This window comes from Streptomyces sp. NPDC047072, from assembly GCF_040643855.1.
In the GTDB taxonomy this organism is placed as follows: domain Bacteria; phylum Actinomycetota; class Actinomycetes; order Streptomycetales; family Streptomycetaceae; genus Streptomyces.
Genome location: NZ_JBEYVC010000150.1, coordinates 1 through 26,370, shown reverse-complemented (window position 1 = coordinate 26,370; position 26,370 = coordinate 1). Strand labels below are relative to the sequence as shown.

The window sequence follows — 26,370 nt, the reverse complement described above, 5'->3', positions numbered from 1 at the left end:
CTGGATCGTCTCGCCGAAGGTGAACGCCCAGGTCGCCGAGTACTTCGGCGAGGCACCCGCCAACTCCAAGGCGTGCGCGCTGACCAGCGACAAGAGCTTCTGCGCGACCCGCGGGCCGTCAGCCGCCCCAGCAGGCGGAGGCGGCCTGGGAGGGGGACTGGACGGTCAGTCCGTCGAGGGACTTGGCGGCCACGAGAGCGGTGCCCGTGTCGTAGAAGGACTTGCCGTCGGTCACGCCGGGCTTGCTGCCGCCGCGGGCCAGCTTGGCGATCGAGCTGACGCCGAGGGCGGCCATCTTGCCCGGGTACTGCACCGCGTCGGCCGCGAACTCGCCGCTGGTCACGTTCTTCAGGCCGGAGCAGCTGCCGTCGATCGCGTAGATCGCGGCCTGCTTCTCCTTGCCGGCCGCCTTGAGCGCGTTGTACGCGCCCTCACCAGCGGGTTCGTTGATCGCGTAGACGACGTTGATGTCCGGGTTGGCCGACAGGCAGTTCTCCATCGCGGTACGGCCGCCGTCGATGGCGCCCTGGGTGGGCTGGTGGCAGACGACCTTGTACGTGCCGCCCTTGCCGCCGGTGTACGTGCCGGACTTGGCCTCCTTGCCGTTCTCGGTCTTGCTGCCCGGGTCGATGCCCATGCCCTCCAGGAAGCCGTGGTCGCGGTTGATGTCGACGGAGACGACCTGGTTGTTGAACAGGTCGAGCATGGCGATGACGGCCGGCTTGCCGTTCAGGGAGGCCGCCGCGTACTGGCCGATGAGCTTGCCAGCCTGCTCGTTGTCGGTGGCGTAGGTGATGTCCGCGGTGCTCGCCGGGTTGGGCGCGGTGTCCAGGGCGATCACGAAGAGCCCGGCCTGCTTGGCCCGGCCGAGGGCGGCGTTCACGGCGTCGCCGTTGGTGGTGATGAGGATGCCCTTGTCGCCCCGCGATATCGCGTTGTCGATGGCGGTGATCTGGGTCTGGGTGTCGCCGTCGGTCGTGCCCGCGGCCACCGTGAGACTCACGTTGTCCTTGGTCGCCTGGGCCTTGGCGTCCTTCTCCATGCTCACGAAGTACGGGTTGCTGAGCGTCTTCAGGATCAGCGAGACGCCCACCTTGCCACCGCCTCCCGACCCGGACGCGGAGGAACTCGAGTCGGAGGATCCGCAGGCCGCGAGCGTGATGCCGAGGCACAGCGTGACGCCGATCGCCGCCGCCGGGGTACGCCGACTCCGGCGGCTCGACAGCTTGCTGGTGGAGAGGTTCATGGCGTGATCCCTTTCGGAGCCGTCCCTTGGCCGACGCTGAGACAACGTTGACTCGGCGTGATACTGGGCCCGTATGGACGAGTGCGTCAAGACGCTGATAGACATGCGTGGGCAACGAGTAGGTAACGCGAATCCGGTTGGAGACAACGATGACTCAGGGCGAGGCACCGCCCCGGGCCCCCCGCAGCCGCCCCACCATGCGCGAGGTCGCGGCGCTGGCCGGCGTGGCCATCAAGACGGTCTCGCGGGTGTTCAACGGCGTCCCCACCGTCGATCCGGCGATCGTCACGAGGGTCCGCGAGGCCGCCGACCAACTGGGCTACCGCCCCAACCTCACGGCGAGCAGTCTGCGCCGCGGGGACGGTCGTACGGCGACCATCGGCATGCTCGTCGAGGACGCCGCGAACCCCTTCTCGGCGGCCCTGACGCGCACCGTGGAGAACGTGGCCCGGGGCCGCGGTGTGCTGGTCCTGGTCGGCAGCCTCGACGAAGATCCGGCGCGGGAACGGGAGTTGGCCCAGGCGCTCGTCGACCGCCGGGTCGACGGACTGGTGATCGTTCCGGCGGGACGGGACCAGAGCTATCTGATCAGCGAGCAGCGGTCGGGCACCCGGATGGTCTTCGTCGACCGCGAGGCCGGTCTGCTCGACGCGGACGCCGTCGTCTCCGACAACCGGCGGGGCGCGGTCACCGCTGTCGACCACCTGCTCCGGTCCGGTCACCGTCGTATCGCCTACCTCGGCGACAACGCCTCCATCCCGACCGCCGCGCAGCGCTGCGACGGTTACCGGCACGCCCTGGAAGTCGCGCACATCCCGTACGACGACGCCATCGTCCGGCACGTCGGGTCCAGCGAACGGGCCGCCATCGCCGCGACCGAACAGCTCCTCGCGCTGCCGGACCCGCCGACGGCGCTGTTCACCAGCCAGAACCTCGTGACCATCGGGGTCCTGCGCGCACTGCGTGCCCTCGGTCTGCAGGACACCGTCGCCCAAGTGGGCTTCGACGACTTCCCGTTGGCCGACATCCTCAACCCGGGGATCTCCGTCATCGCCCAGGACGTCGAGCAGATGGGCACGACGGCCGCCGAGATGCTGTTCAGGCGGCTGGACGGCGACGACTCCCCCTCCGCCACCGCCACGGTGCCGACCCGGCTGATCGAGCGCGGCTCCGGCGAGATCGCCCCCGGAGGGCCCCGCCACGACTGACGTGCCCCGGGACGCCGGTACGGCATGCATGGTCGTTCTCGGGGTAACCGGGCGCCGTGTGCCCGGGGAAGGGCCGCTCGTACCTGGGGAGGTCGTCGCGGTCCTTCCCCGCACGCCTGTCGCGGTCGGGTCGATGGCGGGATGGCGGGATGGCGGGATGGCAAAGCGAAGGGCCGCTTCGGATTTCTCCTGAAGCGGCCCTGAGATACGACTTCGCAAAGTCGGGACGACAGGATTTGAACCTGCGACCCCTTGACCCCCAGTCAAGTGCGCTACCAAGCTGCGCCACGTCCCGATGCGCTGCCCCGCGGTGGACCGCGGGAACGCGCGTACCGAACTTTACCCCACGTCGGGGTCGCCCCGAAGCCGGTATCGGGCGGGGGACAATCGTCGTATGGGCACATCCTCTGGACGACGGGCGGACGCGCGGGACCGGGACGGCGAGGGGCGGGCGCGCAACGCCCGGCCGCGGGACGGGCTGGGGCGGCCGCTGCCGTACGGCAGCGAGGGCGTCGAGCGGCAGCCGGAAGGCGTCGTGCGCGGCCCGGAGGAGACCGTGACCGAGGCGCAGGAACTGCTGGACGCGGGGCGGCCGTTCCACGCGCACGAGGTGTTCGAGGACGCCTGGAAGTCGGGGCCGCAGGAGGAGCGCGCGCTGTGGCGGGCGCTGGCCCAGCTCGCCGTGGGGCTGACCCACGCGGCCCGCGGCAACGTCACCGGCGGCCCCCGGCTGCTGCGGCGCGGCGCCGCGGGCGTGGAGGAGTGGGCGTCGGACAGGGGGCCGCAGCGGCCGTACGGGATGGATCTCGCGGGGCTCGCGGGGTGGGCGCGCGAGCTGGCGGACGACGTGGAGCGCGGCGGCACGGCGGTGGACGCGCGGGAGCGGGGGCCGCGCCTGCGGATATGACGCCGGCCGGACGCGGATACGGGGTCGGCCCGCCGGAGGCCCGAGCAGCGCTTTCGGGTACGCGGTGCGGTCACTGTCAGTGGCGTACGGCAGACTCGGGGGCGTGCGAAAGATTCATGTCATCGGTATCGGTGCGGGCGACCCCGAGCAGCTGACCCTCCAGGCGGTGCGGGCGCTGCGCGGCACGGACGTGTTCTTCGTCCTGGACAAGGGCGAGGTGAAGGACGACCTGGTGCGGCTGCGCCGCGACATGCTGGAGACGCACATACCGGAGGGCTCGTACCGCGTGGTCGAGGCCCGCGACCCGGAGCGGGACCGCCGTGCGGGCGGCTCGGCGTACTCCCCCGCCGTCGGGGACTGGCGCAGCGCCCGCGCCGACATCTACGAGCGGCTGATCACCGAGGAACTGGGCGAGGACGAGAGCGGGGCGTTCCTGGTGTGGGGCGACCCGGCGCTGTACGACAGCACGCTGGGCATCCTGGAGGAGATCCTGGAGCGGGGCACGGTCGCCTTCGAGTACGACGTCGTCCCGGGCGTCAGCAGTGTGTCGGCGCTCGTCGCACGGCACCGCACGGGACTGAACCGGGTCGCCCGTCCCGTCCAGATCACCACCGGCCGGCGGCTCGCCGAGGGCTTCCCCGAGGGCGTGGACGACGTGGTGGTGATGCTCGACGCCCACCAGACCTTCCGCGCCTACGCCGACCAGGACATCGACATCTACTGGGGCGCCTACATAGGCACCCCGGACGAGATCCTCGCCTCCGGTCCGATCGCCGAGGCCGCGCCGCGCATCGAGCGGCTGCGCGCCGAGGCCCGGGAGCGCAAGGGCTGGATCATGGACACGTATCTGCTGCGCCGCAACCCGAAGGACGGGTCAGCGGGCGGGAGCACCCGAGCGGACCGTCCCGCGCGCACGGATGGCCCAGCGGTGTGATCGTGCCCTTGTGACAGTCGCCGAGGAATCCGCGCGATCCGCGCCGCCCGCCGCCGCCCAGCCGCCCGTGCTGGACGCGCGCCGGCGCAACGTCGTCTTCGTGACGATCATGCTGGGGATGCTGCTCGCCGCCCTCGACCAGACCATCGTGGGCACTGCGCTGCCGACGATCGTCTCCGATCTCGGCGGTGCCGAGCACATGTCGTGGGTCGTGACGTCGTATCTGCTGGCGGAGACCGTCTCGACGGTCCTGGTCGGCAAGTTCGGCGACCTGTTCGGCCGCAAGGTGGTCTTCCAGGTCTCGGCGATCGTGTTCATCACCGGCTCGTTCCTGTGCGGTCTCGCCTCCAACATGACCCTGCTGATCGTCTGGCGGGCCATGCAGGGCGTCGGCGCGGGCGGTCTGATGGTGACGGCGATGGCGTTGATCGCCGACGTCATCCCGCTGCGCGAGCGCGGCAAGTACCAGGGCGCCATCGGCGCGGTGTTCGGGGTGGCCACGGTCATCGGGCCGCTCCTCGGCGGCCTGTTCACCGACCATCTGACCTGGCGCTGGGCGTTCTACGTCAACGTCCCGATCGCGGTCCTCGTGGTGGTCGCGGCCGCCCGCACCATCCCGGTGGTGAAGGCGGCCACCCGGCCCCTCATCGACTACCTGGGCATCGCGTTCGTCGCGGTCGGCGCCAGCGCCCTGATCCTGGCGACGAGTTGGGGCGGCAACGAGTACGCGTGGGGCTCGGGCGTCATCATCGGGCTGTTCGCCGGCGGCGCGGTCGCACTCGGGCTGTTCTGCTGGGTGGAGACCCGGGCGGCCGAACCGATGCTGCCCATGCGGCTGTTCGCCAACCCGGTGTTCACGGTCTGCTCGATCCTGAGCTTCATCGTCGGCTTCGCGATGCTGGGCGCGATGACGTACCTGCCGACGTATCTCCAGTACGTGGACGGGGATTCGGCCACGGTCTCCGGGGTGCGCACGCTGCCCATGGTGGTCGGGCTGCTCATCGCGTCGGTCGCGAGCGGCAACGTGGTCAGCAAGACCGGCCACTACCGGACCTTCCCGATCGTCGGCTCGCTGGTGATGGGCGTCGGGCTGTACCTCATGTCGCTGATGGGGCCGTCGACCGGGTTCTGGCTGGAGTCGCTGTACATGTTCGTGCTGGGCACCGGCATCGGGCTGTGCATGCAGGTCCTGACGATCGCCGTGCAGAACACCGTCGAGTACGCCGACCTCGGCACCGCGACCTCCGGCGTCACCTTCTTCCGTACGCTCGGCAGCTCCTTCGGCACGGCCGTCTTCGGCACCATCTACGCCAACTCGCTCACCCCCCACCTCAAGGACGGCATCGCGTCCGCGGTACAGGTCGGCGGCCTGGATCCGGCGACCGTCAGCAAGGCGGCGACCAGCCCGGACGGTCTGCACCAGCTGCCCTCCGCGGTCGCCGCGCCGATCATCGACGCGTACGCCGACACGATCCAGACCGTCTTCCTGTGGACCGTGCCGGTCGCCGCGGTCGGCTTCGTCGTCGCCCTGTTCCTCCGGCAGGTCCAGCTGCGCGACAGCGCGCGGGCCGGGTCGACCGACATGGGCGAGGGCTTCGCGCAGCCGTCCGGGGCGGACTCGCGGCGGGTTCTGGAGAACTCCGTCTGCAAGATCATCGGCAGTACGGACCTGGAGACCGCGCGCCGGATCATCGCGGGCTCCGACACCCGGCTCGACATCGCCGGGGCGTGGGCCGTGATGCAGGTGGAGCTGCACACGCGGCTGGTCGGGCACGCGAGCCTCGGCATGATCGCCGCGCGTCGGCATCTGCCGCCGGAGGTGCTGCTGCCGGTCTTCGACCGGATGGTCGAGGAGGGGTACCTGACCCGCGACGGCCACCTCCTCTCCCACACCGAGGCGGGCGCCCGCGAGGCACGCACCATCAGCGAGGCGTGGGGCGTCTGGCTGGAGGAGCGGGTGCAGCGTGACATCGGCCGCCCGTCCGACACGGACCTGCGGGCCGCCGTGGACACCATCGCGAAGCGGCTGCTGGTGGAGGACCTGAACAGCGGACTGCCACAGCGGACACGGGAGTTGGCAGCCAGCGGGACGTCCTAGCGGACGGCTCGACGGCACGGCGGCTCGGCGGCCCGGCGGCCCGGCGGCCCGGCGGCTCGGCGGCTCGGCGGCACAGCGGCTGGGCGGCTCGGCGGCTCGGCGGCTCGGCGGCTCGGCGGCTCGGCGGCTCGGCGGCAGGATCGCACCCCGCGCCACGGCACGCCCGCCTGACGGCGGCATCGCCATCGACCCACGGCACAGCCCCGCCGGTCGGCAGCACCCGTCGGCCCGTGCCACCCCCTAATCGAGGGCGAGCCACTCCCGTACCCCGGCCACGTCGAACACCGCCGTCACGCCCTCCGGCAGCGGCGGCCGGCGTACGACGACGACGGGCAGCGCCAGCTCACGCGCGGCCGTGAGCTTCGCGGAGGTCGCCGCTCCCCCGCTGTCCTTGGTCACCAGGACGTCGATGCAGTGCTCCTGGAGCAGCGCGGTCTCGTCCGCCGGGGTGAACGGCCCGCGCGCCAGCAGGACTTCGGTGCGCGGTGGCATCGGCGGCTCGGGCAGCTCCACGGACCGTACGACAAAGTGCAGGTCGGTCAGATGGGCGAAGGCGGCCAGTTCCACGCGGCCGGTGGTGAGGAACACCCGGCGGCCCAGGCTCGGCAGCAGGTCCGCCGCCTCGGCGAGGGAGTCGACCGGATACCAGCGGTCCTGGGGGCCGGGCCGCCAGCCCGGGCGGCGCAGCACGACCGAGGGCACGCCGGTGGCGGCGGCCGCCTGTGCCGCGTTCGCGGTGATGGCGCGGGCGAAGGGATGGGTGGCGTCGACCAGCGCGTCCACGTGCTCGGCGCGCAGCCAGTCGGCGAGCCCCTCCACCCCGCCGAACCCCCCGATCCGGACCTCCCCGGCGACCGCTCCGGGCCGGCTGACCCGGCCCGCGAGTGACGTGGTGACCCGGAATCCGGGCCGCCCGGCGAGCGCGGCGGCGAGTTCACGGGCCTCGGTGGTACCGCCGAGGATCAGGACGTGGGGGGACATGGCGGGTAGCGTACGAGGCTTCGGCGCGGGCGGGATCGCCGGGGCGTCGGCGGAATCGCCGGGGCCGGGACAGCGCCGTCGAAATCGAGCCGACACCGTCGAGTCGGCACCGTCGGCTCGGCGCCCGTCACCTGACCAGCAACTGCACCCCGCCCACCACGGTCGCCGCGATCACCAGTTGCTCGAAGAGCCGCTGGTTGATTCGGTTCACAGCCCATTTGCCGATGAACGCACCCGGCACGACGAACGCCACGAGCGCCGCGTCAAGGAGCAGCGAGTGGCCGTCGATCAGGCCGAGCCCCGCGCTGAAGGGCACCTTGGACACGTTGACGATCAGGAAGAAGAACGCCGACGTCCCGAGGAAGCCGAGCTTGCGGAAGCCCGCCGAGAGCAGGTACATCGACATCACCGGCCCACCGGCGTTGGCGACCATCGTCGTGAAGCCGCCGAGGACGCCGTAGGAACGGGCCTTGACGCGTCCCGCCCGGGTGGTGACCGCGTCGGGGTCGTCCTCCGTCTCGGTCTTCCGCCGACGCCACATCGTCACCCCGGCCATCAGCAGCAGGATCGCGCCGATCGATGTCCGCATCACCCCGTCGTCCGCCCACACCAGGAACAGCGTCCCCGCGAGCACGCCGACGGCGACCGCGGGGAACAGCCGCCACAGTGTGGGCCAGTGGGCGTGGCGCCGGTAGGTGAGCACCGCCAGCACGTCCCCGGCGATGAGGATCGGCAGCAGTACGCCGGTGGAGGCGCGGGCGGGCAGTACGGCGGCGAAGATCGCCAGGCTGACCGTGTTGGCACCGCTCACAGCCGTTTTGGAGAAGCCGACGAGCAACGCGGCGAAAGCCAGCGCCGCGAATTCCCAGCCGGTGATGTGCCAGAGCGTCATCGTGTCCATGCGGACACCGATGCTACGCACATCTAACGGACGCCTGTAAGCAGCGTCTCGCCAGGTGACCACTGCCCACCCGGAACGGCGCTCAGCCGCTGCGCCAGGGCCGCAGCTTCTCGGGATTGCGCACGGCCCAGATCCGCCGGATCCGGTCGCCCGCGAACTCGAACGCGAACACGGTCACCAGTTCGCCGTCCTGCCGCGCCACCAGGCCGGGCAGGCCGTTCACCGTGTACTCCAGGAACGTCGTGCGGTCGCCCGCCACCCGGGCGATCTCGGCGTAGGCACGGGCGATCCGCTCGCCGCCCACGATCGGGCGCGGGTGGGTGACGGCCAGCCCGCCACCGTCGGCGGTCGCGATCGCGTCGGGGTCGAGGAGTCCGATCAGGGCCTCGATGTCCTTGGCCTCCCACGCCGTCCTGAACCGCCGGACGATGTCCGCCTGCCCGGCACCCGGGCCCGCCGGGCTCTGCGCGGTGCGGATACGGCGGCGGGCGGACGAGGCCAGCTGCCGGCAGGCGGCCGGAGTGCGGCCGACGATCTCGGCGACCTCGCCGAACGGGTAGCGGAAGACGTCGTGCAGGACGAACGCGACGCGCTCGGCCGGGGTCATCGCGTCGAGGACGACGAGGAAGGCCATCGACACCGACTCGTCGAGGGTGACCCGGTCGGCCGGGTCGAGCCCCTCGGCGCCGGGGCGCCCGGTGATCCACTCCGTGGGCTCGGGCAGCGGTTCCGGGATCCAGTCGCCCACGTACGTCTCCCGCCGGGCCCGCGCCGAGCCGAGCAGGTTCAGGCAGATGCGGCCGGCGACGGTCGTCAGCCAGGCGCCGGGCGACTCGACGGCCCGCTGCTCCCGCTCCGACAGGGCGTACCAGCGGGCGTACGTCTCCTGTACGACGTCCTCGGCGTCGGCGAGCGACCCGAGGAGCCGGTAGCCGAGGTTGATCAGCCGGCGCCGCTCGCTCATGATCGCGCCGAGTCCGGGATCGCTCTGCTCGTCGGGGGTCTCGGCTCTGGTGGTCATGATCCGGAAGTCTCCCTCGCTCGCGGCTGTGTCTCCACCCGTTACGACAGAACAGCGCCCCGGAATGTGAGGCCGACGCGCCACCTCACATTTCGCGGGGCTGCGTTGTCGTACCGGCGAGGACGACAACACGACCGAGAGGAACTGACGATGAACGACTTCCAGGCCGTCGCGGACCGCGTCGAGATCGAGGCGCTGCGCGGGGAGTTCACCGACGCGGCGATGATGCGCGACCGCCCCCGGCTGGCCTCGCTGTTCACACCGGACGGTGTGCTGCGCATGCCCAACATCCCGGTCGAGCAGGTGGGCCGGGAGGAGATCATCGCCGGGGGCGAACTGCTGCAGAGCCAGTGGGACTTCTTCGTGCAGAACACCCACCCCGGCATGATCCGGCTGGACGGCGACACCGCGACCGGCCGCGCCTACGTCCAGGAGATCGCACGCGCCCTCGACGGCCGCCAGGGACTCAACTACGCCATCTACCACGACCGTTACGTGCGCACCGAGGAGGGCTGGAGGTTCGCCGAGCGGGAGTACGAGGTCCGGTACCTCGACACCACCCCACTGACGGGCTCGGCGCCGGGGAATACGCGGGAGTCGGCGGGCGACTCGGAGCGGGGCTCCGGGGCCGACCTGGTGCAGGGTTCGGAGGCCGACCCGGCTCAGGGCGCGGAAGCCCATTCGGCGCAGAACTCGGGGGGCGACCCGGGACAGGGTTCGGGGGTCGACCCGGCGGCCACCACGATCACCTCGGCACTCGCCCCCACTCCCGCCCCCGCCTTCACCGACCCGGCCTCCGCCGACCAGCTGGAGCGGACGGCCGCCGCGCTGCGTGCCAACGGTTTCGCCGCCGAGATCCTCGACGACACCGCACAAGCACGCGTCCGCATCAAGGAGTTGCTCCCCGAGGGCGCCGGTGTGTTCACCGGAGCCAGCGAGACGCTGCGCCTCTCCGGCATCGACGAGGACATCAACGCCAGTGGCCGCTACGACGCCGTACGGCCGCGCGTCCTGGCCATCGACCGTGCCACCGGCGCCGACGAGATCCGCAGGCTGATCGCCAGTCCCGACTACGTCGTCAACAGCGTCGCCGCGGTCACCGAGACCGGCGCCCTCGTCCTCGCCTCGGGCAGCGGCAGCCAGCTCCCCGCGAACGCGGGCGGCGCCGCCCACGCGATCTGGATCGTAGGCGCGCAGAAGGTGGTGCCGGACCTGCCCACGGCACTGCGCCGCGTCGAGGAACACGCCCTCCCGCTGGAGAACGTCCGCGCCCGGGCGGTCTACGGCACGGACAGCGCCGTCAACCGCCTCCTCATCCTCAACGCGGAGCCCCACCCGGGCCGCGCCACGGTGCTGCTCCTCCGGGAGACCGTCGGATACTGACCGGCGCGGCGGACGGCAGGGTTCCTGATCGCAACGCATCGCAGGACACCACAGGCCATAAATTGGCACCGCCGGTTCTGGACCGAGGCGCAGCTGGAGGAAACATGGCCGAACCCCGTGAGCATGTCGTCGCCGGTACGAAGGGCTCCGTCACCGTGCGGGAGTGGCCGCGGGAGAGCCCCCGGTACCTGGCACTCCTGGTGCACGGGTACGGCGAGCACATCGGCCGGTACGAGGGGCTCGCGGAGGTCCTCGTGGCGGACGGGGCGGCCGTGTTCGGCCCCGACCACATGGGCCACGGGAAGTCGGCCGGCGAGCGCGTCCTGATCGACGACTTCGAGGACGTGGTCAGCGATGTGCACACGGTCGCGGACCTGGCCCGCCGCGCCCACCCCGGCCTGCCCCTCGTCCTGGTCGGGCACTCCATGGGCGGTCTGATCGCGGCCCGCTTCGCCCAGCGGTACGGCGCCGAGCTCGCCGCGCTCGTGCTGTCGGGGCCGGTGATCGGCGACTGGAAGCTGCCGGGCACGCTCCTCGCCCTCGACGAGATCCCCGACACCCCGATCAGTCCGGCCTCGCTCTCCCGCGACCCGGCGGTCGGGGCCGCGTACGCCGCCGATCCCCTCGTCTGGCACGGGCCGATGAAGCGGCCGACGGTGGAGGCGTTCGCGCGGGCCCTGGAGACCGTCGACCGGGGCGGGGACGTCGGCGCGCTGCCGTTGCTGTGGCTGCACGGCGACGAGGACCGGCTGGTGCCGCTGGACGGCAGCCGGGTGGGCGTGGAGCGGCTCGGCGGGAGCGCGGTGACGGAGCGGATCCGCCCGGGCGCCCGGCACGAGGTCTTCCACGAGACCGACCGGAACGCCGTGTTCGACGAGGTGGTCCGGTTCCTGGACGACGTACTCCGTACGAAGTGACCGACGCGCTCCCGGCGACGTGACCGACCGGCTCCCGGCGAAGTGACTGCTGTTTGCACTGGTTCCGCCTGGGCACCCGCGCCCGCATGGAGTGGTTGCGTCGAGCGGCCTGTGTGGGAGAGGACCCCGAGCTGTTCTTCCCCGTGGGCACCCGGGGACCGGCGCTGCGGGACGCGGCGGCGGCCAAACGCGTGTGTGCCCGCTGCCCGGTGGCCGTCGAGTGCCTGACCTACGCGATCAGCACCGGGCCGACCTCGGGCGTGTGGGGCGGGACCTGCGAGGAGGAACGCGACGCACTGCTCCGGGCGTCCGGGCACGGCACCCGGGCGCTCGCGGACGACGCCGGAAGGAGAAGCACCGTATGACCGTCATGAAGAGCACCATTCCCGACGACGCCCGTCAGGTGACCGGAGACGCCCTGCAGAGCACGCTGGTGGATCTCGTCGGCCTCTCCCTGATCGGGAAGCAGGCCCACTGGAACCTGGTCGGGCCGCGCTTCCGCTCGATCCACCTCCAGCTCGACGAGGTGGTCACGGCCGCCCGTGAGTTCTCCGACACCGTCGCGGAGCGCGCCGCAGCGCTCGGGCTGCCGCCGGACGGCCGTCCCGAGACCATCGCGTCCGCGTTCACCCTGCCCTCCCCGAAGGACGGCTGGGTGCGCGACACCGAGGTCGTCGAGGTGATGGTCGAGTCCCTGGCGGCCGCCATCGGACGGCTGCGGGAGCGGATCGAGGCGACCGAGAAGGCCGACCCGGTCAGCCAGGACCTGCTGATCGGCATCACCGCGGAGCTGGAGAAGCAGCGGTGGATGTTCGACGCGGAGAACTGGCCCAAGGACTCCTGATGACCGACGCCCTCGAACTCGACGTCCTGTGGGAGGAGTTCCACCGCGTGGTCAACATGACCTCGCAGGAACTCGCCGCCTGGCTGCGGGTGAGCGAGGCCGACGGGAACAGCGAACCGCTGCCGGAGCACGCGGGTTCGCCCACGGGGGAGCACGTCCTGGCGATCCTCCAGAAGCGGCGAACCGACCTCACGGACGACGACATCGAGGTGATGTACGAGGTCGTCGACACCGTGGACGCCGTGGACGAGCGGGCGGGCGCGGCGAACGAGCCGGAGGAGACCCGGCGTCGGCACCGGCTGATGGCGCTGGGGCACGATCCGCTCAAGCCGTAGGCCCCGCAGGGGAGTTGCTCGTGCCAGACTGCTCGACAGCGCGCCGCGGCAGCGTGCCGCCCTGTCGAGCAGAGGAGCTTCGTGTGACCGGGACCGAGTCGGCCGATCGGCGGATCGACACCAGCAGGCCGCACCCGGCCCGGGTCTACGACTGGTTCCTCGGCGGGAAGGACAACTACCCCGTCGACGAGGAACTCGGCCGCCGGATCACCGCCCAGGGCGACGCGCCGGGGCAGGCCCGCGCCAACCGCCGGTTCATGGAGCGGGCCGTCCGGGTCGTCCAACAGGAGGCGGGGATCCGGCAGTTCCTCGACATCGGCTCCGGTATCCCCACCGAGCCCAACCTCCACCAGGTCGCCCAGTCCGGCGCGCCGGACGCCCGGGTCGTGTACGTCGACAACGACCCGATCGTCCTCGCCCACGCGGCTGCTCTGCTGCACGGCACTCCCGAGGGAGAGACGCGCTACGTCCAGGCCGACGCCCGGGATCCCGAGCACATCCTCGAACAGGCGGGGCATGTCCTGGACTTCGCGGAGCCCATCGCCCTCTCCCTGATCGCGCTGCTGCACTTCATCCCCGACGAAGACGGCGCCCCCGGCCTGGTGGACACGCTCGTCGACGCGCTGGCGCCGGGCAGTTGCCTGGTGCTGTCGGCGATGACGGCGGACTTCGACCCGGAGCGGGTGAACGCCGGCATCGCCGCCTACACCGCGAGCGGAGTGAAGCTGGTGGCCCGCTCACAGGCCGAAGTGGGCAGGTTCTTCAAGGGACTCGACCTGCTGGAGCCGGGAATCGTGTCCCTGTCGCGGTGGCGCCCCGACGCACGCGAGGGGGACGGACTCGTCTCGCTGTACGGCGGGGTCGGCGTCAAGCGGTGAAGCGGCTGAGCGCCGCCGACACCAACGTCCGTACGCCGGGCAGGAGTACGGAGAGGTCGGGGGCGAACAGCGCGCTGTGGTTGCCCGGCACGTTCGCGAGCTTCTCCGCCAGTTCCTCGCCCGGCGCCGCGTCCCACACCGCGGCGGGTGTCGAGGTCACGTACCAGTAGTCGTACGGCACTCCCTCGGGCGCGAGCAGGGAGAAGTCCTCGCTGCCCATCGCCGGGCCGAAGTCGAACACCGTGAAGTCGCCGAAGAGTTGGCGGTGCACGGCCGCGATCTCCTCGTCGAGGGCCGCGTCGTTGACGGTGTTCGGGTAGCCCGGGGTCAGGAGGACCTCGGGCGGGACCGGGCAACCGGCCGCGAGGCACTCGCCCTCGACGACCCGCCGGATCGCGGCCAACACCCGTTCCCGCACGTGCGGTTCCTGGGTGCGCAGGTTGAGGGAGAGCCGGGCCTCGGCGGGAATGACGTTGCTCTTGGTGCCCGCGTGGAACTGTCCCACCGTGACCACGGCGGAGTCCTTCGCGGCGACCTCGCGGGAGACCACGCTCTGCAGCCGGGTGACGATGTACGCGGCCGTCACGACCGGGTCGACCGTCGACTCGGGCCGTGAGCCGTGCCCGCCGACGCCGTGCACGACGACCTCGATGTCGTCCGAGGCGGACATGGTCAGGCCCGGGGTGTGCGGAAAGAACCCGGCGAGCCCCGGGGCGACATGCTGGCCGAACAGCGCGTCGGGGCGCGGGAAGCGCTCGTGCACCCCGTCCGCGACCATCGCGCCCGCTCCCCCGCCGGCCTCTTCGGCGGGCTGCCCGACGACGACCAGCGTCCCCGACCAAACGGCGCGCCCGGCGGCGAGTGCCTCGGCGGCACCGGCGAGCCAGGTGACGTGGACGTCGTGCCCGCAGGCGTGCATGACGCCGTCGACCGTGGAGGCGTACGGCAGTCCCGTGGCCTCCTGCACGGGCAGCGCGTCCATGTCGCCGCGCAGCCACACCACCGGCCCGTCCCCGTTGGCGAGCACGCCGACGACTCCGGTACGGCCCACTCCCTCGGCCACCTCGAACCCGGCCGCGCGCAGCCGCGCCGCGAGCCGGGCCGCCGTACGGTGTTCCTGGAAGGCGAGTTCGGGGTGGCGGTGCAGGTCCCGGTAGAAGTCCTCCAGGTCGCCGGTCTTCAGCCCGGAGGTCAGGTCCTCGGCGAGCCGGGCCACGGCGGCGGGGTCGGTCATGCTGCTTCCCTCTCCTCGAAGATCGGCACGCGGTACGTGCAGGATCCCACGAGTTCACCGTGCCACACGCGGGACCGGTCTACCCGAGCAGCCACCCCCCGTCCACCTCCAACCCGACCGCGTTCACCGACCGGTTGCGCAGCAGGAAGTCCACGGCGTCCACCACGTCCACCACGGTCGCGAGCCGTCCCGTGGGGGTGCGTGCCCGCAGGCCGGCGAGGACCTCCTCCGGCTTGTCGCGCCAGTACGGGCTGTCGCCCACCACGCCCGGGTGGATCGCGTTGACGCGGACCGGTGCGAGCTCGACGGCGAGGGTGTTGACCAGGCCCCGCACGCCCGCGTTGACGGTCGCCACCGTCGTCGCGCCCGGGTAGGGCCGTTCCTTGGCCTGCCCGCCGAAGAGCACGATCGCGCTGTCGTCGTGCAGCACCGGCCGCAGCGCGTGCACCACCGCCGTGTAGCCGACGAGCTTGAGGGTCACGAGGTGGACGGCGGCGTCGACGTCGTAATCGGCCACCCGGTTCTCGTCGCGGGAGACGCCGGCCAGGACCAGGTGGTCGACGCGGCCCACGTCCCCGAGCGCATCGGCGACCTCCCTGGGCCGGGAGAGGTCGAGCGCGACTCCCTGTGCGCCGATCTCCTTGGCCGCGGTGTCGGTGCGGTGGGCGTCCCGTCCGGTGATCACCACCTCGTCGCCTCGTACCACCCGCCGCCGCGCCAACTCCCGCCCGATACCGGAGGTTCCGCCGATCACGACCACAGAACTCATCGTGTCTCCCCCAGCGCCTCGCGCAGGTAGTCCCAGTCCCGGGTGAACCGGTAGGAGTGCCGCACCGGCGGCTGCGGCGCCTGTGTCTCCAGCCAACGCACGGGCCCGTCACCGGCGTTGGTGAACCCGTGCACACAACCGGCGCCCGCCCAGGCGCAGTCGCCGGGCCCCAGCACGTACCGCTTCCCGTCCAGCACGGCCTCCACCAGCCCTTCGAGGATCAGATAGGTCTCCTCGAAGGGGTGGTCGTGGGTGCCCGCCACGCCGTCCGGCGCGTACTGCACCATGAACATCGTCGAGGCGACGGCGCCGAGATCGCCGTCGACCATCATCTTCACGGTGATCCCGCTGTAGACGAGCAGCGCGGTCCGCATGCTCGCCGACACCGCCAGCAGGTCCTGGGACTGCTTGCCGGGGTCCATCTGGGCGGGCTCGAAGTGCCCGAAGGAGCGGGTGCGCGGATCGCGCACGTCGATGCGGGCCGGGTCGCGCGCGGGCAGCGCCGGGACGGCGTGGGTGTCGTACCCGTAGCGGGCGCGCGGCACCGGCGCCAGCATGTCCGCCCAGCGTCCGACGGTGTCCCCGGCACCGCGCCAGGCGTGCGCGACCCCGGCCGGGAGGAGGCCGTAGTCGCCCTCCTCCAGCAGGTACGACCCCTCGGGCAGGTCGAGGACGACGGCCCCGTCGAGGACGTGGACGCTCTCCTCGTACGAGTGGACGTGCGCCGCGACCGTGCCCTCGGGCCGCAGTTCGCACACCCCGAAACCGGTGTGCGTGCTGCCGTCCGCCTCCCCCACCAACTCCCGTCGCCGGTAGCCGTGTTGGTCGTACGGCGACTCCGGGACGTCGGTGGCCCGCCGCACCAGGTGACGGGTCACGCCCGGGCCTCCTTGGCGGCCAGCAGCCGGTCGCGGGACTCCTCGACCAGGCGCCGGGCCCGGGCCACGTCGGCGGTCAGCAGGCCGTCGCGCTTGCGGACGACACCGTCGACGATGACGGTCTCCACGTTGGAGACGTCCGCACTGAGCGCGACCGCGGCCGCCGCGTCGTGAACAGGGGCCACATTGAGGGCAGTTGCGTCGATGGCGACGACGTCCGCGCGCTTCCCGGGGGTCAGGGAGCCGGTACGGCCCTCCAGGCCGGCAACGTGCGCGCCGTTGACCGTGGCGATCTCCAGCATCTGACGTGCAGTCAACATCGTTTCCGGCACCGGCACATCGGCCTGCCAGGACTCCGCGTTGACGCGGGCCCGCTCGGCACCGAAGGCCGCGCGGATCTGGGTGAACATGTCGCCGGGGACGGTGGTGACGACGTCGATGCTCAGGGAGGGGCGCAGGCCGTGCTCGATCGCCTTCATCACCGGCGGCCAGCCGTGCCCCATCTGCGTCTCCACCTGCGGGGCGATGGACACCGTACCGCCGCTGTCGGCGACCATCCGCCACTCCTCCTCGCTGAGGTAGCAGCAGTGGATGTAGGTGGTGTCGGGGCCGAGCAGTCCCAGGTCGTGGAGTTGTTTGACCATGCCGAAGCGGCCCGCCATCCGGCCCATCGCCACGTGGACGGTGATCGGGATGTCCAGTTCACGGGCGAGCGCCCACTCGGCGTTGACGACGTCGTTGACGCAGAAGCCGGGGCCGCGGGTGGCGAGGGCCATCGTCAACAGGCCGGTGTCGGAGGCGAAGTGCGCGTCGCGGATGCGGCGGACGTCGTCGCCCGGGATCGCGATCTTGCTCTCGAACCAGTAGTCGGCCAGGGAGGTGTTGGCGCTGCCGTACGCGTACTGGGCGCGGATGCCGGTCTCTTGCAGGGCGCGGACCGCCGCGTCGGGGTGGTCGGGGGTGTTGTTGATGTGGGACCAGTCGACGAGCGTGGTGATGCCCGCGTTGAGGCACTCCAGGGCGCCGGCGAGGTTGGCCGCGTACACGTCCTCGGGCGTGTAGAGGGGGGCGAAGGTGTCGAGGATGTCGACGAAGTAGTCGTCGAGGGTGGCGTCGGGCGCGACGCCCCGGATCGAGGCCTCCCAGGTGTGGCGGTGGGTGTCGACGAAGCCGGGGATCACGATCCGCCCGGTCATGTCGAGGACTTCGGCGTCCGCGGAGATCTCACGGTCCACGGCCGCGATCCTGCCGTCCTCGATGAGGACGTCGCCCTTCGGCAGATCCCCGATGGCGGGGTCCATCGAGATGACGTGCCCGCCGCGCAGGAGTGTCCGTTCGGTCATCGCGCTTCCTCCCATGGGGTGTTCAGTACGCGGCCAGGCTCCTGACGGCGGCCACGACCTTGTCGACGGTGGGGATGACCCGTTCCTCCAGCGCGTCGGCGAACGGCAGCGGGACGCATTCCCCGGCCACCCGCCGCAGCGGCGCGTCCAGCAGCCCGAACCCCTCGTCGGCGACGACCGAGACGAGGGTGGCGCCCCAGCCGCCCTGGTACGGGTTCTCCTCGACGGTGACGAGCCGGGAGGTCCGGGCGAGCGAGGCGAGGACGGTGGAGACGTCCAGCGGGATCAGGCTGCGCAGGTCGACGACCTCCGCCTCGATGCCCTCCTCGACCAGCCGTGCGGCGGCCGTGAGCGCGACCGGCACCATCGAGGCGAGCGCCACCAGCGTCACATCGGCGCCCTCGCGCACGACGGCCGCACGGCCCAACTCGACGACGTGGTCCGGCGGTACGGGCGCGCCCTTCGACGCCAGCAGTCCCTTGTGCTCGAAGAAGACGACCGGGTCGTCGCTGCGGATCGCCGCAGCCATCATCCCGATCACGTCGGCGGGCGTGGACGGCGCGGCGATCTTCAGGCCGGGCACGGTCAGCGCCCAGTTCTCGGTGGCCTGGGAGTGCTGGGCGCCGAAACCGAGCCCACCGCCGTTGGCGGTGCGCACGACGAGGGGCACGGTGACCTGACCGCCCGTCATGTAACGCACCTTGGGTATCTCGTTGGCGAGGTAGTCCCAACAACAGGCCAAAAAGTCCGAGAACATGATCTCCGCGACCGGCCGCATCCCGGTCATCGCGGCGCCCATGGCCGCGCCCACGATGGCCTGTTCGGAGATCGGCGTGTCCCACACCCGCTCCGGCCCGAACTCCTTCAGCAGCCCTACGGTCGTCTTGAACACCCCGCCCGCCTCGGCGATGTCCTCGCCCAGGCACACGACGGACGGATCCCGGCGCATCTCCCGGGCGAGGCCCTCGGCCACGGCCTCGCGGTAGGTGATCACGTCCGCCATGCCGCACCTCCGTCCGCCCACACATCGGTGAACGCCTCGCGCGGATCGGGCGGCGGCGCGCTCTTCGCCGCCTCAACCGCTTGCTGTACGACGTCACTTGCGCGGACGTCGGCCGCGGTGACCGTCTCCTCGCTCACCCCCATTTCGGCGAGCCGTCCCCTGGCGACGTCCAACGGGTCGTGCTTGAGCCAGCGTTCGACCTCCTCGGCCGGGCGGTAGGTCGCCGGGTCGGCCCGGCTGTGCCCGAAGTGCCGGTAGGTCTCGGCCTCGACGACGGCGGGCCCGTCTCCGGCCCGGGCCCGCCCCGCCAGCCGTTCCACCAACTCCTGTACGGCCACCACGTCGTTGCCGTCGACGACCTCGCCGGGGATGCCGTACGCGGGGGCACGGTCGGCGGCGGGGCGGGCGACCGCGGTGACGTCGGCGATCGGCGTGTACTCCATGTACAGGTTGTTCTCGCACACGAACAGCACCGGCAGCTTCCATACGGCGGCCAGGTTGAGGGCCTCGTGGAAGGCGCCGATGTTCGTGGCGCCGTCCCCGAAGAAGGCGACCGCGATCTGTCCGGTGCCCCGCAACCGGGCGGACCAGGCGGCACCGACCGCCATCGGGAGATGGGCGCCGACGATGGCGTAGGAGCCGAGCATGTGCGTGGACGCCTTGGTGAGGTGCATCGAGCCGCCCTTGGCTCCGCACAACCCCGTCGCCCTGCTCATGAGTTCGGCGAGGCACTCCTCGGGTGTGGCGCCCCGGGCCATGGCGTGGTGGTGGCCGCGGTAGGTGGCGAAGACGTAGTCGTCCGGGCGCAGGGCGGCACTCGCGCCGACGGCGACCGCCTCATGGCCGGCGGCGAGGTGGGTGGTGCCCTTGACCAGGCCCTGGAGGAACAGGTCGTGGGCGGCCTTCTCGGTACGGCGGATGACGGCCATCTGCTCGTACAGGGCGAGGAGTTCAGCGCTGTCCATCGGCGGTTCCCGTGTTCAGGTGGGACTGGGACTCGCGCGTGGTGTTCAACTGCCCGCCCACCGTCCAGTACTTGCGGCCCGCCACCAGCAGTTCCTCGGCGGGGAACTTGGTGATGACCTCGCAGCCGTCCGCGGTGACGACCAGTTCCTCCTCGATCCGGGCGGCGGACCAGCCGTCGGCCGCCGGCCAGTAGGTCTCCAGGGCGAACACCATTCCCTCTTCGAGGACTTCAGGATGGTCGAGGGAGACCAGTCGGCTGAAGATGGGCTTCTCCCAGATGGACAGGCCCACCCCGTGGCCGTACTGGAGGGCGAAGGCCGCCGTCTCGTCGGCGAACCCGAACTCCTCGGCCCGCGGCCAGACTTGGACGATGTCGGCGGTGGTGGCGCCCGGCCGGACGAGGGCGATGGCCTGGTCCATGTACTCCCGGCAGCGGACGTAGGCGTCGCGTTGGGCACGGGAGGCGCTGCCGACGGCGAAGGTGCGGTAGTAGCAGGTGCGGTAGCCGAGGTGGCTGTGCAGGATGTCGAAAAAGGCGGGGTCGCCTGGGCGGATCAGTCGGTCGCTGTAGACGTGCGGGTGGGGTGAACAGCGTTCGCCGGAGATGGCGTTGACGCCTTCGACGTACTCGCTGCCGAGGTCGTAGAGGACCTTGCTGACCAGGCCCACGCACTCGTTCTCGCGCACGCCGGGTCGGAGGTAGCCGTACAGCTCGTCGTAGGCCGCGTCGACCATCGCGCAGGCCTGGGCGAGCAGGGAGATCTCGTCGCCGGTCTTGATGCGGCGGGCCTCCAGGAAGACCTGCTGGCCGTCGACGACGTCGATGCCCTCGGCGCGCAGGGCGGCCAGGACCGGCATCTCGCAGACGTCTATGCCGAGCGGTTCGCCCGCCAGGCCGTGTTCGCGCAGTTCGGTGGCGATCTTGCGGGCCACGTCCTCGGCGATGCCCGCGTCCGGGTGGAAGGCGCCGCGCAGGGTGGAGATGCCGGCGCGGGCTCCGGTGGGCGGGCCGTCCTTGCCGTCGCTGCGGTCGAGCCACGGGTTGTAGAGCTGGTGGTGCCGGGCCGCCGAGCCGAAGTCCCAGACGACCGGCTCGCCGCCGCGTACCAGCAGGGCGAAGCGGATCAGCTTGTCGATCGCCCAGGTACCGATGTGCGTGGCGGTCATATAGCGGATGTTGGCGAAGTCGAAGCTGAGCACGGCTCCCAGGGAGGAGCGGTTCAGGGTCTCGTGCAACCGGGACAGGCGCTGGCGGCGCAGCCTGTCCAGGTCGACGCGCTCTTCCCAGTCGACGGCGTTGGGTCCGAATGTGCGGATCGCCATGGCGACCACCCCCACTTCGGAGTGAACGACCGCACGACAGGAGTGTCAAGTGTCACTGAACACTTTGGCCGGACACGAACCACACCCCGACAGCCGGTTCGTCGCCGTCGTTGCGGTAGCGGTGGGGGGTCGTGGACTCGAAGCAGACGGAGTCACCGGGACGCAGGGTGGACTCGTCGAAACCGAGGGTGAGGACGAGTTCGCCGGAGGTGAGGTACCCGTACTCCGTGCCGGGGTGCCGCATGAGACCGGCCGAGCTCGAGGAGGAGCCGCCCGGCCGGTACGTCACGAGCAGGAAGTCGACGTCTGTGCCGGGAACGTGCCCGAGACGCTCCCAGACGACCCCCGAGTCCAGCTCCAGGACCTCCCGCTCACCTGGGGTGACCAACGGGCCGATCCGACGGGCGGGCTCGGCGGCGAACGCGGCCAGAGCGTGCAGCACCGTGCTCGCTCCCACCGCCGGGACGGTCTCCCGCACCTCGAAGAGCGACTCCACGGAGATCGACAGCGCTGTCGTGATGGCGTACAGCGTGCTCACCGATGGCTGGCTCTTGCCGGTCTCGATCTGGGAGACCAGGCTCGCCGAGACGCCGACCTCGCGGGCCAGCGCGCGCAGGCTCAGACCGCGCTCCAGGCGGGCCTGCCGGATGCGCGCGCCGACTGGCGGCACGGGGGCGGGAGACACAGATGGGCTCCTCTCATGTGCAGCACCATTGAACAGCGCGGCCACACACCGGGAAAAGCCCCCGCCGCACACCGGGAAGAGCTCCCGAAGCACCGTACGAGGAACACCCACCCCGCGACGGGCCCGCCCCGCACGCCGTCATCCGGGAAACACCGCCCGCACCTCCCACCCGTCCCCCACCCGCGGCCCCGCGTGCAGCTCCCCGCCGAGTGCCGTCACCCGCTCCTTCAACCCCACCAGGCCGAACCCTCCCCCGTGCGCCGCCGCGGGCAACTGGCTCCCGCCGCGCCCGTCGTCGGCCACCGCCACCTCCAGTCGCCCCCGTTCGTAGGACAGGCGGACGACGATCCGCGTGGCGTCGCCCGCGTGCCGCCGTACGTTGGTCAGCGACTCCTGCACCACCCGGAAGGCCGCCGCCTGCACCTCGTGCGGGAGGTCGTCGGGGACGGCGGGCTCGCGGTGCAGGGTGGCCTTCTGGACCGGGGTCGCGAAGCCGTCGACGAGTCCGCCGATGCCCGCGAGGTCGCCCACCGGGCGCCGGTCGGCGGCCTCGTCGGTGTCGCGCAGCACGCCGACCGTGCGGCGCATGGAGGCGAGGGCCTCGGTCGCGGCGCGCTCGATGCCGGCGAGGACGGGGTCGAGTTCGTCCGACCGGTTGTCCGCCATCATGCGCGCCACCTGCGTCTGCACGAGGATGCCGGTGACATGGTGGGCGACGAAGTCATGCAGGTCGGCCGCGATGGAGAGACGCTCGGCGCGCCGGGTCTCGCTCACGGCAACGGTGCGCCGGTAGTCCTGCGAGCGCAGGTAGGCCGCGAGCGCCACGACGAGGCCGACCAGGAGGAGCCCGATCAGCATGTACCCCAGCATGGTGATCCGGTCGTCCAGGAACGCGCGTACCGGCAGCGCCAGCACGGCGGCCCCGTCGAGCGCGGCACACCCCACGACCGCACGGCGCGGGCAGTGCCGTACGGCGACGAACAGCAGGCAGAGCAGGATCAGCAGTTCGCCCGGGCCGAAGTAGACACCGGAGCGCAGCACGGCGTCGGCCGTGCACACGAGGGAGGCGACGGCCGGCAGGGCGGTGCGCAGCTGCGGGGTGAGCCACGGCGGGCGCCGGTCGACCGGCCACAGGACGGCCGCGCCGCCGAGCAGCAGGGTGGCGACGAGCGGCCAGGAGGGGCCGTCGCCGTCGTTCGCGTAGGCCAGGTCGACGAAGGCGGCGGCGAACAGCAGGCCGTGACCGACGCCGCGTGCGCATCCCCGGGCTGAGACGGACTTCATGCTGCTCACGGTAGGCGCAGCCGCGGCGCGGGGGATCGGCCGAACGGTCGAGGGAGCGGCGCTGGAGGGTGTCCGTTCCTGGCCGTACGGCCGAGGCGCGCACCCGGGTCCGCGGGCGAGGCTGGAGCCACTTCCCCACGGGGCCCCTTTTCTCGGCTTTCTCGGCTTTCTCGGCGTCAGGAGCACGCGATGCAACGCAGGACCCTCGTCACCACCGTCGGCGCGGTCGCCGGTGCGGCCGTCGTCTTCGGCGTCGGCACCTACTTCCTCTCCGGCACCGAGTCGACCACGGGCCTGGACGCGCAGAGCACGGCGACCGTCGACGGTCACAAGGCGCTCGCCGCGACCATCGTCGAGGGCCGTACGCAGAGCAAGTACCACCCGCTGCCGTGGGTCGGCACGAAGGTCACCGACGTGTCCTGCCCGAGCGGGCTCAAGGCGGTCGCCGGGGCCACCCTCACCTGCACCGGCAGGAAGAGCGGCGGCGGGACCGTGGACATACCCGTCTCCGTGGTCAAGGCCACGGACCACTCCGTCACCTGGAAGTTCGACCGCTAGCAGAGGACCGGTTCCCGTCATGCACACCGTTCTGGCCGGGTACGGCCTCGTCAAGAAGTACGGCTCCACCACGGCACTGGCCGGGGTGGACGTCGAGGTCCGCGAGCGCGACTCTCTGGCGATCATGGGGCCGTCCGGCTCCGGCAAGTCGCCGACGAACCGACCGGCGCCCTGGACCAGGCCACCAGCGCGGAGGTCGTCCGGCTGCTGACGTCCGTCACCCGTGAGCAGGGCGCGGCCCTGGTCATGGTCACCCACGACGCCGACGTCGCCGGCCACTGCGACAGCGTCCTGCAGGTCCGTGACGGCCGTATCAGCGGCTACAGCCAGTACACCGTCGTCTGAGCCCCGGAAGGAGTGGTCATGCGTTCCCCCGTCCTGCCCCTGACCTGGCATCTGGTCCGGTCCTCCGGCCGCCGCGGACTCCAGAGCCGGCTGCTCGCGGCCGGTGCGGCCGCCGTGGGCGCGTTCGTCCTGCTGGTGATGCTCGCCGCGACCCTCGGCTCCGGCGCCCGCGCCGACCGTACCGCCTGGCGCACCCCCGAGCCCGCGCGGCACGGCACCGCGGTCCAGGCGCTCGCCACGACGTACGTACGACACGAGCCCGTCACCGTCGTCTCCCTCGCCCAACTCCCCGGCCGCCCGGCGACCCCCGCCCCACCCGGCCTCAAGGCCTTCCCGGCCAAGGGCGAGGTGTACGTCTCCCCCGCCCTCGCCGACCTCCTCCACAAGCTCCCCGCGAGCCAACTCGCCGACCGCTTCCCGAAGGTGAGGTCCTACGGCACGATCGGTGCCGCCGGTCTCGCCTCACCGGACGAGCTGGTGGCCGTCGTCGGGCGGGCCCCGCAGGACCGCGCGGTCTCCACCGCGGCCGAGGGATCCACGGCGTACGACATCCAGCAGGCGGACCGCGCCGAGATCACCGGTTTCAAGGGCACCCACCCGAGCCTGTTCACCTCCGCCGACCAGGGTTCGGCGTGGCTGGGCGTGGCGCTTCTCGGGATGCCGGTGGTGGTGCTGGCCGCGGCCTCCGGGCGGCTCGGAGCGGCCCGGCGCGAGCAGCAACTGGCGGCACTGCGGCTGGCCGGGGCGACCCCGCGGCAGATCATCGCCATGACGGCCGCGGAGACCGCGGTGCTGGGTGCCGTCGGAGCCCTGACGGGTGCCGTGCTCTACGTGGCACTGCTGCCCGCCCTCGCCGAGGTGCCGTACGGCATCGGCGGCTGGTACACCGGGCAGTTGTGGGTGGGCGTGCCGTGGCTGGCGGCGGTCGTCGTCGCGGTGACCGCGGTCATCACGGCCAGCGCGGTGTCGATGCTGCGCCAGGTGGCGACCTCGCCGCTCGGCGTCGCCCAGCAGGCGAATCCGCGGCGCACCCGGATCGTGCGACTCGTGGTGTTCGTGGCGGTGATCCTCTACGCGATGACGCACACCGGCGGCGGGCTGACGACCCGGCAGACGGTCGCCCTGCTGCTGCTCTTCTACGGCGCCTTCTGGCTGTTCGGCCCGTGGGTCGTGGACCGGCTGGGCCGGCTGGTGAGCCGGTTCGCCCGGCGGCCGGCGACCCTGCTGGCGGGCCGGCGGCTCAGCGACGATCCGCGCGGTGCCTGGCGCACCGTCAGCGGGCTGGTGCTGGCCGGGTTCGCGGCGGGTTTCTTCGCGGTGAGCATGGTCGGCACGGACGGCTCCGAGTACCGGGACCAGGTCGCCGTCCCCGGCGGCCACGTCAGCGAGGTCCGTGCGCTGCTGCGGGAGGCGGGGGTGCCGGCGACCGTGAAGTCGGTGGGCGAGGACGACTGGGACAGCCTCCTGAACGGCTCCTCCGGGGTGATGGCCCGGGTCTCCGGCGGCAGCGAGGAGCGGATGGACACGGCCGTCACCGCGCTCACCCCGGCGAGCCGCGCGCTGCCCCCGTACACCCAGGACTACGCCACCGCGCAGGACCGTACGACCGTCGACCGGTTCGCCCAGGTCAGCACGGCCACACTCGCCCTGAGCTTCCTCGTCGCCACGGCCTCCGCGGGCCTCACCGCGGCGGCCGGTGTCCTGGACCGACGGCGCGTGTACGGCCTGCTGCGACTCGCCGGCACCCCGCTGAAGGTGCTGGACCGGGCCCGGGTGCGCGAGACGGTGATCCCGCTGATCGCCCTGGCGGGCGGCACGACCGCCGTCGGCGTCTACGCCTCCTACCGGCTCAACAAAGCGTTCGGCGCGTCCCTCGACATCTCCGGCGCACTGGAACTGGCCGCGTGCGTGTGCCTCGGCGCGCTGGCGATGTTCACGGCGATCGGCGCGAGCAGGCCGCTGCTGCGGAGGGTGACGGCGGATGCGGCTCGGGCGGTGGAGTGACGGGGCTGTGGCTCGGGCGGTGGAGTGGAGGGGGCGGCGCGAGCGGTGAAGTGGAGGGGGCGGCGCGAGCGGTGAAGTGGAGGGGGCGGCGCGAGCGGTGAAGTGGAGGGGGCGGCGCGAGCGGTCGAGTGGGGGGCTGCGGCTCAGGGGATGGAGGCGAACGGGACTGCGGCGCGGGAAAGGCGGTGACGGTTGCCTGCGGCGCAGCGGATGCCCTCACCGGCCTCGCTCCAGCCCCGCCTCCCCCTCCACCGACCTCCACCCAGCCCCGCCTCCCCCGTCCTCGTCCCCCGGCCGCCCCCGGCACCCACCCCCCGCCCCCTCC

General features: G+C 72.0%; 25 protein-coding genes, 1 tRNA gene and 1 pseudogene. 13 read left to right on the top strand and 14 right to left on the bottom strand.

All coding sequences use genetic code 11. The annotated features are described in order from the left end of the window. Positions 1-118: 118 nt before the first annotated feature. Positions 119-1,246 carry a substrate-binding domain-containing protein gene (locus tag ABZ896_RS40305; RefSeq protein WP_360940257.1) on the bottom strand — a complete coding sequence of 376 codons (1,128 nt, stop codon included), beginning with the start codon at positions 1,244-1,246 and terminating at the stop codon, positions 119-121. Positions 1,247-1,395: 149 nt separating this feature from the next. Here ABZ896_RS40305 and ABZ896_RS40300 point away from each other — a divergent pair, with 149 nt between their 5' ends. Next, positions 1,396-2,454, top strand: a complete 1,059-nt coding sequence (locus ABZ896_RS40300; protein WP_360940255.1) for a LacI family DNA-binding transcriptional regulator — start codon at positions 1,396-1,398, stop codon at positions 2,452-2,454. Between the two features lie 221 nt (positions 2,455-2,675). Here ABZ896_RS40300 and ABZ896_RS40295 read toward each other — a convergent pair. Further along, positions 2,676-2,749: transfer RNA gene (locus ABZ896_RS40295), tRNA-Pro, on the bottom strand. A 99-nt stretch (positions 2,750-2,848) separates the two neighbouring features. On the opposite strand from ABZ896_RS40295, the gene ABZ896_RS40290 reads away from it, so the two are divergent. The 3 genes from ABZ896_RS40290 (at position 2,849) to ABZ896_RS40280 (ending at position 6,393) form a co-directional block, all read left to right on the top strand. Further along, complete coding sequence (locus ABZ896_RS40290) at positions 2,849-3,361, top strand: DUF309 domain-containing protein (protein WP_360940253.1); 513 nt, start codon at positions 2,849-2,851, stop codon at positions 3,359-3,361. 103 nt (positions 3,362-3,464) lie between these two features. Then, positions 3,465-4,295, top strand: coding sequence for a precorrin-6A synthase (deacetylating) (gene cobF / locus ABZ896_RS40285; RefSeq protein WP_360940251.1), 831 nt, complete (start codon positions 3,465-3,467; stop codon positions 4,293-4,295). A gap of 10 nt (positions 4,296-4,305) precedes the next feature. Continuing rightward, a complete protein-coding gene (locus ABZ896_RS40280) occupies positions 4,306-6,393 on the top strand; it encodes an MDR family MFS transporter (RefSeq protein WP_360940249.1) in 2,088 nt (695 codons plus the stop codon). 240 nt (positions 6,394-6,633) lie between these two features. On the opposite strand, the gene ABZ896_RS40275 is transcribed toward ABZ896_RS40280, so the two are convergent. The 3 genes from ABZ896_RS40275 to sigJ all read right to left on the bottom strand — a co-directional run bounded on the left by ABZ896_RS40275 (position 6,634) and on the right by sigJ (position 9,296). After that, complete coding sequence (locus ABZ896_RS40275) at positions 6,634-7,374, bottom strand: cobalt-precorrin-6A reductase (RefSeq protein WP_360940247.1); 741 nt, start codon at positions 7,372-7,374, stop codon at positions 6,634-6,636. A gap of 127 nt (positions 7,375-7,501) precedes the next feature. Continuing rightward, positions 7,502-8,275, bottom strand: coding sequence for a sulfite exporter TauE/SafE family protein (locus tag ABZ896_RS40270; protein WP_360940245.1), 774 nt, complete (start codon positions 8,273-8,275; stop codon positions 7,502-7,504). A gap of 82 nt (positions 8,276-8,357) precedes the next feature. Continuing rightward, positions 8,358-9,296, bottom strand: a complete 939-nt coding sequence (gene sigJ / locus ABZ896_RS40265; RefSeq protein WP_360940243.1) for an RNA polymerase sigma factor SigJ — start codon at positions 9,294-9,296, stop codon at positions 8,358-8,360. Between the two features lie 150 nt (positions 9,297-9,446). Between sigJ and ABZ896_RS40260 the strand changes: the two genes are divergently transcribed. The 6 genes from ABZ896_RS40260 (at position 9,447) to ABZ896_RS40235 (ending at position 13,653) form a co-directional block, all read left to right on the top strand. Further along, positions 9,447-10,679: an LUD domain-containing protein gene (locus ABZ896_RS40260; protein WP_360940241.1), complete on the top strand. Its 1,233-nt coding sequence runs from the start codon at positions 9,447-9,449 to the stop codon at positions 10,677-10,679. Positions 10,680-10,783: 104 nt separating this feature from the next. Further along, positions 10,784-11,596 carry a lysophospholipase gene (locus ABZ896_RS40255; protein WP_360940239.1) on the top strand — a complete coding sequence of 271 codons (813 nt, stop codon included), beginning with the start codon at positions 10,784-10,786 and terminating at the stop codon, positions 11,594-11,596. A gap of 86 nt (positions 11,597-11,682) precedes the next feature. Further along, positions 11,683-11,961: a WhiB family transcriptional regulator gene (locus ABZ896_RS40250; protein ID WP_360940237.1), complete on the top strand. Its 279-nt coding sequence runs from the start codon at positions 11,683-11,685 to the stop codon at positions 11,959-11,961. Continuing rightward, positions 11,958-12,440 carry a DNA starvation/stationary phase protection protein gene (locus ABZ896_RS40245; RefSeq protein WP_360940235.1) on the top strand — a complete coding sequence of 161 codons (483 nt, stop codon included), beginning with the start codon at positions 11,958-11,960 and terminating at the stop codon, positions 12,438-12,440. The genes ABZ896_RS40250 and ABZ896_RS40245 overlap by 4 nt, the downstream gene beginning before the upstream one ends. Further along, complete coding sequence (locus ABZ896_RS40240; protein WP_360940233.1) at positions 12,440-12,775, top strand: DUF3140 domain-containing protein; 336 nt, start codon at positions 12,440-12,442, stop codon at positions 12,773-12,775. Before ABZ896_RS40245 ends, ABZ896_RS40240 begins: the two co-directional genes overlap by 1 nt. Positions 12,776-12,858: 83 nt before the next feature. Next, positions 12,859-13,653 carry an SAM-dependent methyltransferase gene (locus ABZ896_RS40235; protein WP_360940231.1) on the top strand — a complete coding sequence of 265 codons (795 nt, stop codon included), beginning with the start codon at positions 12,859-12,861 and terminating at the stop codon, positions 13,651-13,653. On the opposite strand, the gene ABZ896_RS40230 is transcribed toward ABZ896_RS40235, so the two are convergent. From ABZ896_RS40230 to ABZ896_RS40190, 9 genes are all read right to left on the bottom strand, one after another. Beyond that, complete coding sequence (locus tag ABZ896_RS40230; protein WP_360940229.1) at positions 13,643-14,887, bottom strand: amidohydrolase; 1,245 nt, start codon at positions 14,885-14,887, stop codon at positions 13,643-13,645. The genes ABZ896_RS40235 and ABZ896_RS40230 overlap by 11 nt on opposite strands. Positions 14,888-14,966: 79 nt before the next feature. Then, the gene (locus ABZ896_RS40225) at positions 14,967-15,656 is read right to left on the bottom strand and encodes an SDR family oxidoreductase (RefSeq protein ID WP_360940227.1); all 690 of its coding nucleotides are present in this window, start codon (positions 15,654-15,656) and stop codon (positions 14,967-14,969) included. Further along, on the bottom strand, positions 15,653-16,534 hold the full coding sequence (locus tag ABZ896_RS40220) for a cupin domain-containing protein (protein ID WP_360940225.1): 882 nt from the start codon (positions 16,532-16,534) through the stop codon (positions 15,653-15,655). Before ABZ896_RS40220 ends, ABZ896_RS40225 begins: the two co-directional genes overlap by 4 nt. Next, complete coding sequence (locus ABZ896_RS40215) at positions 16,531-17,877, bottom strand: amidohydrolase family protein (RefSeq protein WP_360940223.1); 1,347 nt, start codon at positions 17,875-17,877, stop codon at positions 16,531-16,533. Before ABZ896_RS40215 ends, ABZ896_RS40220 begins: the two co-directional genes overlap by 4 nt. A 22-nt stretch (positions 17,878-17,899) precedes the next feature. Continuing rightward, positions 17,900-18,880, bottom strand: coding sequence for an alpha-ketoacid dehydrogenase subunit beta (locus tag ABZ896_RS40210; protein ID WP_360940221.1), 981 nt, complete (start codon positions 18,878-18,880; stop codon positions 17,900-17,902). Beyond that, a complete protein-coding gene (locus ABZ896_RS40205; protein WP_360940219.1) occupies positions 18,868-19,845 on the bottom strand; it encodes a thiamine pyrophosphate-dependent dehydrogenase E1 component subunit alpha in 978 nt (325 codons plus the stop codon). The genes ABZ896_RS40210 and ABZ896_RS40205 overlap by 13 nt, the downstream gene beginning before the upstream one ends. Then, on the bottom strand, positions 19,832-21,169 hold the full coding sequence (locus tag ABZ896_RS40200; protein WP_360940217.1) for a M24 family metallopeptidase: 1,338 nt from the start codon (positions 21,167-21,169) through the stop codon (positions 19,832-19,834). The genes ABZ896_RS40205 and ABZ896_RS40200 overlap by 14 nt, the downstream gene beginning before the upstream one ends. A 52-nt stretch (positions 21,170-21,221) precedes the next feature. Beyond that, the gene (locus tag ABZ896_RS40195; RefSeq protein ID WP_360940215.1) at positions 21,222-21,854 is read right to left on the bottom strand and encodes an XRE family transcriptional regulator; all 633 of its coding nucleotides are present in this window, start codon (positions 21,852-21,854) and stop codon (positions 21,222-21,224) included. 138 nt (positions 21,855-21,992) lie between these two features. Then, entirely contained in the window at positions 21,993-23,138 is a 1,146-nt protein-coding gene (locus tag ABZ896_RS40190) for a sensor histidine kinase (protein ID WP_360940213.1), read from the bottom strand. A gap of 189 nt (positions 23,139-23,327) precedes the next feature. On the opposite strand from ABZ896_RS40190, the gene ABZ896_RS40185 reads away from it, so the two are divergent. From ABZ896_RS40185 to ABZ896_RS40175, 3 genes and pseudogenes are all read left to right on the top strand, one after another. After that, positions 23,328-23,696, top strand: coding sequence for a DUF4333 domain-containing protein (locus ABZ896_RS40185; RefSeq protein ID WP_360940211.1), 369 nt, complete (start codon positions 23,328-23,330; stop codon positions 23,694-23,696). A gap of 19 nt (positions 23,697-23,715) precedes the next feature. Continuing rightward, positions 23,716-24,041: pseudogene (locus ABZ896_RS40180) on the top strand (hypothetical protein). 18 nt (positions 24,042-24,059) lie between these two features. Continuing rightward, the gene (locus ABZ896_RS40175; protein WP_360940209.1) at positions 24,060-26,045 is read left to right on the top strand and encodes an FtsX-like permease family protein; all 1,986 of its coding nucleotides are present in this window, start codon (positions 24,060-24,062) and stop codon (positions 26,043-26,045) included. The last annotated feature ends 325 nt before the right edge of the window (positions 26,046-26,370 follow it).